The sequence below is a fragment of the Acinetobacter sp. UBA2581 genome (genome assembly GCF_002339435.1).
Lineage (GTDB): Bacteria > Pseudomonadota > Gammaproteobacteria > Pseudomonadales > Moraxellaceae > Acinetobacter > Acinetobacter variabilis.
In genome coordinates this window covers 1-8,809 of record NZ_DDLD01000058.1, presented here as the reverse complement: position 1 = coordinate 8,809, position 8,809 = coordinate 1, and the positions used below count along the sequence as shown (strand labels likewise).

The 8,809-nt window shown below is 40.4% G+C and carries 9 protein-coding genes; 1 reads left to right on the top strand and 8 read right to left on the bottom strand.

Going from position 1 to position 8,809, the window contains the following annotated elements; translation table 11 throughout:
- Positions 1-279: 279 nt before the first annotated feature.
- From B3Q46_RS07195 to B3Q46_RS07180, 4 genes are all read right to left on the bottom strand, one after another.
- On the bottom strand, positions 280-975 hold the full coding sequence (locus B3Q46_RS07195) for a methionine ABC transporter permease (RefSeq protein ID WP_004786199.1): 696 nt from the start codon (positions 973-975) through the stop codon (positions 280-282).
- Positions 972-1,997, bottom strand: a complete 1,026-nt coding sequence (locus B3Q46_RS07190) for a methionine ABC transporter ATP-binding protein (protein ID WP_104426216.1) — start codon at positions 1,995-1,997, stop codon at positions 972-974. Before B3Q46_RS07190 ends, B3Q46_RS07195 begins: the two co-directional genes overlap by 4 nt.
- 72 nt (positions 1,998-2,069) lie before the next feature.
- Positions 2,070-2,945 carry a MetQ/NlpA family ABC transporter substrate-binding protein gene (locus tag B3Q46_RS07185; RefSeq protein WP_004786195.1) on the bottom strand — a complete coding sequence of 292 codons (876 nt, stop codon included), beginning with the start codon at positions 2,943-2,945 and terminating at the stop codon, positions 2,070-2,072.
- 538 nt (positions 2,946-3,483) lie between these two features.
- Positions 3,484-4,023, bottom strand: a complete 540-nt coding sequence (locus B3Q46_RS07180) for a GNAT family N-acetyltransferase (RefSeq protein WP_104426995.1) — start codon at positions 4,021-4,023, stop codon at positions 3,484-3,486.
- Positions 4,024-4,095: 72 nt separating this feature from the next.
- Between B3Q46_RS07180 and B3Q46_RS07175 the strand changes: the two genes are divergently transcribed.
- Positions 4,096-4,371 carry a hypothetical protein gene (locus tag B3Q46_RS07175; protein ID WP_104426215.1) on the top strand — a complete coding sequence of 92 codons (276 nt, stop codon included), beginning with the start codon at positions 4,096-4,098 and terminating at the stop codon, positions 4,369-4,371.
- A gap of 269 nt (positions 4,372-4,640) precedes the next feature.
- Here B3Q46_RS07175 and purD read toward each other — a convergent pair whose 3' ends face one another.
- The 4 genes from purD to B3Q46_RS07155 all read right to left on the bottom strand — a co-directional run.
- Positions 4,641-5,924, bottom strand: coding sequence for a phosphoribosylamine--glycine ligase (gene purD / locus B3Q46_RS07170; RefSeq protein ID WP_104426214.1), 1,284 nt, complete (start codon positions 5,922-5,924; stop codon positions 4,641-4,643).
- Positions 5,925-6,071: 147 nt separating this feature from the next.
- The gene (gene purH / locus B3Q46_RS07165) at positions 6,072-7,646 is read right to left on the bottom strand and encodes a bifunctional phosphoribosylaminoimidazolecarboxamide formyltransferase/IMP cyclohydrolase (protein WP_104426213.1); all 1,575 of its coding nucleotides are present in this window, start codon (positions 7,644-7,646) and stop codon (positions 6,072-6,074) included.
- A 94-nt stretch (positions 7,647-7,740) separates the two neighbouring features.
- Positions 7,741-8,010: a DNA-binding transcriptional regulator Fis gene (gene fis / locus B3Q46_RS07160; RefSeq protein ID WP_001086304.1), complete on the bottom strand. Its 270-nt coding sequence runs from the start codon at positions 8,008-8,010 to the stop codon at positions 7,741-7,743.
- A 401-nt stretch (positions 8,011-8,411) separates the two neighbouring features.
- A partial coding sequence (locus B3Q46_RS07155; RefSeq protein WP_286714053.1) for a DUF3426 domain-containing protein occupies positions 8,412-8,809 on the bottom strand: 398 nt, incomplete at its 5' end.

Genomic DNA, 8,809 nt, shown 5'->3' with positions numbered 1-8,809 from the left:
ATAGTGCGTAAGTCCTATATTTTTACTTTAATTTAAATTTTGAGTAGTTATGCCTTACTTTTGACGGGCCAAAAGTAACAAAACCCCTCGTTGATCTGATGGCACTTCCTGAGCAAGCTTTAAGCATTGCTTTAAAGCTTGTGTAAGACAGATCAACGGCAGCATCCATGCTACTAAGCCATGTATCAAATGTTCGCTTCGATGTTTAAGATGCAGATATTTTTATGGGTAGAAAATAAAACCCTCAAAAAGAGGGCTTTATTTACTTAGGAATTTAGCTTAACGAAGTCGCGATAACCAGTCGCCAACACTTTGTACAATCTGCACCAGAATCAATAAGACAATCACGGTCATGATCACCACAGATGTATCAAAACGCTGATAACCATAAGAGATCGCTAAGTCACCAATACCACCAGCACCAACGGCACCCGCCATTGCGGTTGCACCAATCAGGCTAATGGTTGCTGTGGTCAGGTTCAGAATCAGTGAGCTACGTGCTTCTGGCAGAATAAACTTAAAGATAATCTGCATTGGCGTTGCTCCCATCGCTTGTGCAGATTCGATAATGCCTTCATTCACTTCCAGTAGAGAAGTTTCTACCAGACGGCCGATATAAGGACCGACATAAATAGTTAGAGGTACAATCGCTGCCCAAGTACCGATAGAAGTACCGACCAAGAATTTTGTTAAGGGAATAACTGCAATCAGCAGAATAATAAAGGGTAGGGAACGCAGTGCATTCACAATCGGGTTTAGAGCATGATAAATCACACGGTTTGGCAGAATCCCGTTTGGGCGAGTGACAAGTAAAATGATCGCCTGAATAAAGCCCCAGATACAGCCAAACAGCATTGCGAAGAACACCATGTGAAAGGTTTCTTGCAGTGCAGTAACAAACTGATCCATCGATAGTGAACTTTTCCAGAATGGCGCAGTAATGGTGGTCAACCACTGTACAATTAAGTCTCTCATTCTTGTACTCCTGCCTGATCGACTTGTACGCCGTTATCTCTCAGATATTGCATTGCCGCTGTGATTTGCGCTGGATCGCCTAAAAGTTGGATAAACATCTGACCAATCACTGAACCATTAATTTCTGTCATATTGGCAAACAGGATATTTAAACTGACATCAAACTGTTTGATCACACCTTGAATCACGGTTTCCTGCGCTGAGCTGCCCAGGAATTTTAAACAATAAATACTGTGATGATTCTGATTTTCCAGATTCGCCAAAATATTCACTGGCAAGTTTTGCTGGAGTACAGTCTGAATAAAGTTCTTTGTCGTTGGATGTTGCGGCTGACTAAAGATCTGCAGGGTAGAACCGGTTTCAATCACATCACCTTTTTCCATGACAGCCACATAATCACATACGGTTTCGATCACATCCATTTCATGGGTGACCATGACAATGGTAATGCCTTGTTCCTGATTAATACGTTTCAGAAGTTGCAGTACAGATTTAGTCGTTTGCGGATCTAGAGCAGAAGTTGCTTCATCACACAGCAGAATTTTGGGATGATTCGCGAGGGCACGCGCAATACCGACACGCTGCTTTTGACCGCCTGATAACTCGTCCGGAAAAGCATGACGCTTATGTTTCAGGTCAATAAAATCCAGCAGTTCTTCGAGACGTTTTTCCCGTTCAGCTTTACTCCAGCCAAGCAACTTCATTGGCATTTCAATATTGGCAGCCACTGTTTTAGTCTGCATCAAGTTAAAATGCTGAAAAATCATGCCGATCTGGGTACGTTCCTGACGCAATGATTTGGCATCCAAAGCAGTAAAGTTCGTGCCATTGATAATCACCTGACCAGACGTTGGGCGTTCAAGCAGATTAATCAGGCGGATCAGGGTACTTTTACCGGCACCACTATAGCCAATAATGCCAAAGATACTGCCGGTCGGAATCTGTAAATTAATCCGATTCAAGGCACGTAAGGTTTGACCCTTGAGCTCATACTGTTTGGAGATGTCTTTAAATTCAATCATAGTGTCAAATACTGCATCACGAATAAAAAAACAGGCAAGAAATCTTGCCTGTTCTGAATATTGATTATTGTATTACTTTTCTTCGGTTAAATAAGTCACTGGTTTATTTACAGCAACTTTAGTACCACCGAAGTGTTCATCAACATAGGCTTTCACAGCAGGAGTATGATACAACTGGCCAACTTTTTGAAGTACAGGATCATTTTGACGGTCAGCAGCGACAGCTAAAACGTTAACATTCATTTTAGTACTTTGATCAATCGCTTCGTAATAGATCGCATCTTTCAATACGTTCAGACCACCTTCCATTGCCAAAGTATTACCTAGAACAATCGCATCAACTTCATCTTTCACACGAACTGCAGTCGCCATTTGAATTGGCTTGATAACAATCTGTTTCGCATTTTCAGTAATGTCAGCAGGCGTGCCTTTTACCAGGTCAAAGTTTGGTTTAAGTTTTACCAGACCAGCAGATTGTAATAATAACAATGCGCGTGATTCATTCGCGCCGTCGTTTGGAATTGCAATCGTCGCACCTGTTTTAAATTCTTCTACTTTTTTTACTTTGCTTGAGTAGATCCCCATTGGCTCAAGATAAGTCGTAGAAAGCGGAGCGATCTTTTGAGTATTGGCGTCGTTATAAGCAACCATATAGGCATAAGACTGGAATGCGTTGACATCAATTTCTTTGTTGGCAACAGCAGTATTCATCGCCACATAGTCAGTGAAGTTTTTCACATCAAGTTTGATGCCGGCTTGTTTAGTTTCAGGCAAAGTTGAAATGTAGCGCCATACGTCAGCATCTGAACCAGTAGATGCCATAGTAACAGTTTGCAGTTCACCTGAGTCTTTGTTTTGTGCTGCATCCGTTGCAGGCGCTTCTTGTTTTCCGCATGCAGTTAAAGTCAGTACAGATGCACTGAGTAAAACGCCAAGTAGCTTTTTCATAAAGATGTCCTAATTTTCGTGTTGCCTAAAGTATATGCATTTTAAGGTCATGTTAAAGTGGAGTTTTATTACACTTTCAGCTGACCTTAGATCGAGTCGCATGTGGCTCCGGCAGGGAAAATGCAAATGTACTGCAACAGTTCACGTTAATTCGATCGGGTCAGAGTTCACCAAACCACTATAGAGATTCCCTATTTGGAGAGAGTAAATAGAGGTTTTATAAAAGATATAGTCAAATTTGGTGCTCTGAATGGGCGCAATCATAGCAATTATTATTTATTCAATATAGTGGATAAAAACTATTTACTTATCTTTTTAATAGAATATAAATTGAATGAAAATGATCAAAATATCAATGAATACAATATATTATTTTTATTGAAGATAAGGCGGAATTTCATATCGTTTAAAGATTGATCTTTATAAGATTTTATCCAATAGAAATCATAAAAATGAATAAACATGATAAATACATCAGCTCATTAAGCTACTGAAAGATCTTTTTTAATAAATGTTTAGGGAGGATTTGAGCCGTGTCTTATTTACCTGAGTAATTACTTTGATTGATTTCATACAATACATGCCAACATAAAGGGTGATCTTCCGGCAGCTTTGGATGCTGAAATTCTTGAGTCTTTACCATACCTATCTTTTTCATCACAGCCTCAGATGGGGTATTTGATTTGGCAGTAAACGACACAACTTTATCTAGGTTTAAAGTATTAAAGGCATAATCTAGGACTGCACGTGCACCTTCAGTAGCATAACCTCGATGCCAATACTTTTTCGCCAGACGCCAGCCAATTTCAACACAGGGCGAAAACTCAAACAGATCAGGTTGTGGTTGCAGACCAATGAAGCCAATAAATTCTTTAGTCTCTTTTAGCTCAACTGCCCATAAACCCCAACCATGCTGATCAATCTGTCGAGTCACCTTTTGAATAAATTGTAGGCTTTGTTCAGGTGTCAGTGGGGCGGGAAAATAACGCATGACCTCATTATCTGCACACATTTGGATAAATGGGGCAGTATCGGAATTTTGCCATTGGCGGAGGATGAGGCGAGGGGTTTTTATAATTGCAATCATGTTTATCTTGAAATTTGTAAATTTGAAGTAATAATTGTATGAGATCAAATTAAGAGTAGAAAAATGGATCTATTAGAAAAAAAATTAGAAAATATAAAGGATTTAGCACAAGAAAAAAATTTATATGCTTATATTTTTGGCAAGAAAAGTAAAATATTTTTAGAAAATTCTAGTCATCGTTATTGTATCGATGATGGAAGACTTCTGAAATTATCACGTATGAATGATAAAAAGTGTGTGCTGTTGGAGATTGAATTAAATAATGGCTTAAAATTATATAAGCATAGAACTGAAGTTTTAACTAGAAAATATAAAGGACGTTCTGTTAGTCTGGAATAGATTAAGGGATTTATAAATGCAAACAAAGATACATCAATTTTATTAGATACAAAAAATCCTAACCAATTAGAAGAAAAAGATTTAAGAGATATTTACAAACAAACATTTAATACTGTAGATACAATTTTTTGTAAACAATGTGGTGGTGATGGGGGGCTGAATGGTAGATGTCCAAGATGCTCTGGCAATGGATTAGAGCCTATTGTTTAAAATGAGAGCATTTAAAAACCCCGAACATATCGGGGTTTTTTACTTAATCGAAATTAAGATTAAACATTTTCACGAGCAATTGCACGGTAACCAATATCTTTACGGTATTGAACCCCATCAAACGTTACTTTTTGGCAAAGTTCTAAAGCTTTGGCTTGCGCTTCACCAATGGTATTACCCAGTGCAGTGACACAAAGAACACGACCACCCGCAGTGACAATTTCACCTTTTTCATTGGCTTTTGTACCTGCATGGAAGACTTTCGCATCAGTCATTTCCGTATCTAAACCTGAAATCACATCGCCATTACTAGAAGTTTCAGGATAGCCTTTAGATGCCAGTACGATCCCGACAGTTTTACGCTCATCCCATTCAGCTTCTGCAGGTAAATTACCTTCAAGACCTGCTTGGACTAAATCAACCAAAGATGATTTTAAACGCATCATGATTGGTTGAGTTTCTGGATCGCCAAAACGACAGTTGAACTCAATCACTTTTGGTTGGCCTTTGTCGTCAATCATCAAGCCTGCGTATAAGAAACCTGTATATACGTGACCATCTTTTTTCATGCCTTCAACAGTCGGACGCATCACTTCATTCATGGCTTTTTCGAATACGTCAGCAGTCACAACAGGAGCAGGAGAGTATGCTCCCATACCGCCAGTGTTCGGACCTTGGTCGCCTTCAAAAATACGTTTATGATCTTGAGAAGTCGCCATTGGCAGGATGTTGTCACCATCGATCATGCAAATGAAAGATGCTTCTTCACCAGCAAGGAATTCTTCAATCACCACACGAGAGCCGGCATCACCAAATTTGTTGCCTGCCAGCATGTCATCAATCGCATCAAATGCTTCCTGATTAGTCATGGCAACAATTACGCCTTTACCGGCAGCAAGACCGTCAGCCTTGATCACGATTGGTGCGCCATTTTTCTCAACAAATGCTTTTGCTGCGTCTACTTCAGTAAATACATCGTAGAAAGCAGTTGGAATGTTATGGCGTTTTAAGAAGTGCTTCGCGAATGCTTTAGAGCCTTCAAGCTGCGCAGCAAATTGAGTTGGACCCCAAACTTTCACGCCTGCTTCGCGGCAAGCATCAACCACACCATTCACAAGCGGTGCTTCAGGACCTACAATAATCATTTCAACTGCATTGTTTTTTGCAAAATTAATGATGGCAGGATTGTCGAGAATGTCCAAAGCGACATTTTCACATTTATTTTCAGTTGCGGTGCCTGCATTGCCCGGTGCAACAAATACTTTTGCTACTTGATCGTCTTGTGCGATTTTCCATGCAAGTGCATGTTCACGGCCGCCACCACCTAAAACTAAAATGTTCATCTTTAGAAAATTCCCTCGAAAATGAAATTCCACAAACCCAATGAGGTTTAAAAATCTTTTAACATCTTATAGCAAGATATTAAACAATCTACTGATGTAGCAAACCCTCCTTACGAAAAGGAGGGTCTGGAATTTAATACTTAAAAATTAGTGGCGGAAATGACGCATGCCAGTGAATACCATTGCAATACCAGCTTCATCAGCTGCTGCAATTGTTTCTTCGTCACGCATTGAACCACCTGGCTGGATGATGCATTTGATGCCGGCTTTAGCCGCATTGTCGATGCCATCACGGAATGGGAAGAATGCATCAGATGCCATAACTGCACCTTCAACCACGAGTCCTGCATGTTCAGCTTTGATCGCGGCGATACGAGCAGAGTTTACGCGGCTCATTTGGCCAGCGCCTACACCGATAGTTTGACGGTTTTTCGCATAAACAATCGCGTTAGATTTAACGTATTTCGCAACTTTCCAAGCGAAGATCATGTCATCGATTTCCTGCTCAGTTGGTGCGCGTTTAGTCACAACTTTCAGGTCATCTTTAGTGATCATGCCCAAGTCTTGATCTTGAACCAGTAAACCACCATTTACACGTTTGTAGTCAAGTTGTGGAGCACGTTCGTTAATCGCTGGAAGTTCGCCACATACGAGTACACGTACGTTTTTCTTCGCGCCAGTCACTTCAAGTACGCCGTCAGCGATGCTAGGTGCAATGATCACTTCAACGAATTGACGATCCACAATTGCTTGCGCAGTTGCAACGTCTAATTCACGGTTAAATGCAATGATGCCACCGAATGCAGATTCAGGGTCAGTTGCATAAGCAAGATCATAAGCAGCTTTGATACCGTCTAAAGAAACTGCAACACCACATGGGTTCGCATGTTTTACGATCACACAAGCAGGTTTCGCGAATGATTTCACACATTCAAGTGCAGCATCAGTATCCGCGATGTTGTTATAAGAGAGTTCCTTACCTTGTAACTGTTTTGCAGTCGCAACAGAGGCTTCTTTCGCAGCTGGATCAATATAGAATGCAGCAGACTGATGCGGGTTTTCACCGTAACGTAAGTCTTGAGCTTTGTTTAATTGAGTATTGAAAGTACGCGCAAATTTGTCTGCCTGACCTTCTTCCTTACCTACGCGAGCGCCTAAGTAAGATGCGATCATACCGTCGTATTGAGCAGTATGTTCGAATGCTTTCACTGCCAGGTCAAAACGGGTTGTATAAGATAAAGCACCATCAGTTTTAAGCTCAGCAATCACAGTTGCATAGTCAGCAGCATTAACCACGATACCTACAGACGCGTGGTTTTTCGCAGCAGCACGAACCATTGTTGGACCACCGATGTCGATATTTTCAATCGCATCAGCCAGTGAACAGTTTGGTTTCGCTACAGTTGCAGCAAATGGATACAGGTTAACAACGACAAGATCGATCGCATCGATGTTGTGTTCAGCCATCACAGCTTCGTCTAGACCACGACGAGCCAGAATGCCACCATGAATTTTCGGATGTAGCGTTTTTACACGGCCGTCCATCATCTCTGGGAAACCAGTGTGCTCCGAAACTTCTACTACAGCGACATTATTGTCTTTCAACAATTTGTATGTACCACCTGTAGATAAAATTTCTACCCCAAGAGCAGCAAGGTCTTGTGCAAATTCCACAATACCGGTTTTATCGGAAACAGAGATTAAAGCGCGTTTAATAGTCATGATCTTCGTCACAGTTACCAAGGAACAGATTAAATCTAAATAGCTAATTAACAGTCAAAAAAAATGCCTGCGGTAGCCGCAAGCATTTTATCATTTATTCACTCATTAAACCGTGAGCTTTTAACTTTTTACGTAAAGTACCGCGGTTTAGTCCGAGAATCTCGGCAGCGCGTGTCTGATTACCACGCGTATATTCTAGAACGACAGATAATAAAGGCTTCTCCATTTCTGCCAGCACCATGTCGTACACCTGAGAAGGTTGCTCGCCTTGCAGTTGTGCAAAGTAGTGGCGAACTGCGCGATCTACGTGAATACGAAGAGCGACATCAGATTGTGCAGTAAAAATAGGAGATTTGCTATTCATGCGAATTAATCCGAAAAATCAAATATCACTTGGGTAAAGCGATATATAAAAGTGGTCTAGAAATTGAAATGAACTCCATTTTAGATCCTAAAACTGGAGTTCTAAAACTTGGTCATTACATTGAGCTTGTAGCTTGCCACATCTCGACGATTTGGTCGAAAAATAAGCGTAACAATAGTTAAAGTTTTGTTACTGACCAAAATCAAAACAAAAAAATCTGCTCGATACGCAATAAGTTTTATAGCGCATTAGGCAAGACTGTATTTGTTGTGAAAAAGTAGCGAGGAGTTTGCAGCACATAGCTTTCGTGGCGCGTATAATACCATTGTCTCGGGAAAAGTGAGCAAGAAAACTGCATTTTTTTTAACTTTTTTTTCGTTTTTTAATAGTTTTTATCAATATTAAGGTCGAATTATTTCCAAACTGTAATTATCGAAGTCTTTACGGTCGACAGGAAGCACAAATTCAAATTTAAATGGGCTGTTTTGGGGAATACGTTGAATCTTGACCAGGCTTTCGATCAGGTATTCCTGAGGTTTTAAATTATAAGTTGCCAAGACTACACCCTGATCTTTAAGGTGAACTCTCAAGTTTGGCATTTCCAGACTGCGCTTGTGGAAATTGATCAGCTCACCACTAAACTGGGTTTTATCAGTAGCAATCGCTTTGGCTTTGACCTTATTGGTATTGATCAGATTGTAATGTTCTTCCAGATTGGAACAGTTGAACACTTCACAGATGTTATTAAAAGCCACACTCATCACATGACTATTCTTAATATAACCTGAGTTCGATGAAA